We start from the raw sequence: 1,592 nt of genomic DNA, 5'->3' as shown, positions 1-1,592 counted from the left end.
GACCAGGACCTCGCCGCGATGGCCGAGCTGTCCCAGCGCATCTCCCAGCAGCTGGGGGCCCCGGCAGCGGAGGAGGCGCCGCCCGCGCCCCGCCCCGCGCAGCACGGCCCCCGCCTTGAGGTGTCCCGCGCCTCCGGCATGGTCCGCGGCGGTTCCCCGGAGTCGCAGCGGGCCCACCTCGACGACCTCGTACGCCGTTACACCGCCAAGACGCCCACCTCGAAGCGGATCGCCCAGCGCTACCGCCGGGTGCTCGCGGACAGCCGGGCCGCGGTCGGGTTCCGCAGCGGCACCAAGGAGATGCTGTACCCCATCGCGGGCCGCCGGGCGCACGGCTCCTGGCTCGAGGACATCGACGGCAACCGTTACGTCGACATCACCATGGGCTTCGGCGTGCTGCTCTTCGGCCACGAGCCCGCCTTCGTCTCCGAAGCGGTCCGCGAGCACCTGTCGCGCGGCATCCAGCTCGGCCCCCGCAACGTCGAGACCGGCGAGGCCGCCGAACTCCTCGCCGAGCTGACCGGCATGGAGCGCGTCGCCTTCGCCAACTCCGGCACCGAGGCGAACTCCGCCGCCATCCGCCTCGCCCGCGCCGCCACCGGCCGCTCCCGCATCATCACCTTCGAGGGCGCCTACCACGGCCACAACGACAACGTCCTCGGCCGTTCGCCGCGCACCGGCGGCGAGGGCCTGACCACCGTCCCCATGTCCGCGGGCGTCCCGCAGAACGCCGTCGCCGACCTGCTCGTCCTGCCCTACGGCAGCGAGGAGAGCCTGGCCGTCATCGAGGCGCAGGCGGGCGACATCGCGGCGGTCGTCGTCGAGCCGGTGCAGAGCCGCCACCCGGCGCTCCAGCCCGCGGCCTTCGTGCGACGGCTGCGCGAGCTGACCGCGCGCCACGGCATCGTGCTGCTCTTCGACGAGATGCTGACCGGTTTCCGCCCCGCGCCGCGCGGCGCCCAGGACCTCTACGGCGTCACCCCCGACCTCGCCACCTACGGCAAACTGCTCGGCGGCGGCTTCCCCATCGGGGCCATCGCGGGCCGCGCCGACATCATGGACGGCATCGACGGCGGCTACTGGAGCTACGGGGACGACAGCTACCCGGCGGCCGACACGACCTTCTTCGGCGGTACGTACATCCAGCACCCCGTGTCGATGGTCGCCGCCCGCGCCGTCCTCACCCACCTCAAGGAGCACAGCCCGCGCCTCCAGGAGCGGCTGAACGCCCGCACCGACGAGCTGGCGGGCGCGCTCAACTCCTTCTTCGAGGCGGAGGAGTTCGCCCTGAGCATGAGCCACTTCGGCTCGATGTTCCGGTTCGAGCACCGCGCGGACATGGAGCTGCTCTACCACCACCTGATGCTGCGCGGCGTCCACGTGTGGGAGTGGCGCAACTTCTTCCTCTCCACCGAACACTCCGACAGCGACGTCGAGTTCATCGTCGACGCGGTGAAGGGCTCCTTGCGGGAGCTGCGCGACGCGGGCTTCTTCCGTACGAAGCCGAAGGCGACGCCTAAGCCCACGCCGAAGCCGAAGCCGACGCCGCGGGCCCCGCTGGCCCGGAAGGCCCCGCAGGCCATGGCCTGGAA

At 72.4% G+C, this 1,592-nt stretch carries 1 protein-coding gene; it reads left to right on the top strand.

Going from position 1 to position 1,592, the window contains the following annotated elements; translation table 11 throughout:
- The coding region (locus tag GKQ77_RS32560; RefSeq protein WP_219692755.1) for an aspartate aminotransferase family protein at positions 1-1,592 on the top strand (1,592 nt) is incomplete at both ends.

The organism is Streptomyces anatolicus, assembly GCF_019400875.1.
GTDB lineage: Bacteria > Actinomycetota > Actinomycetes > Streptomycetales > Streptomycetaceae > Streptomyces > Streptomyces anatolicus.
Note: the sequence above shows the minus strand (reverse complement) of the source record. Positions and strands in the feature narration are given on the sequence as shown.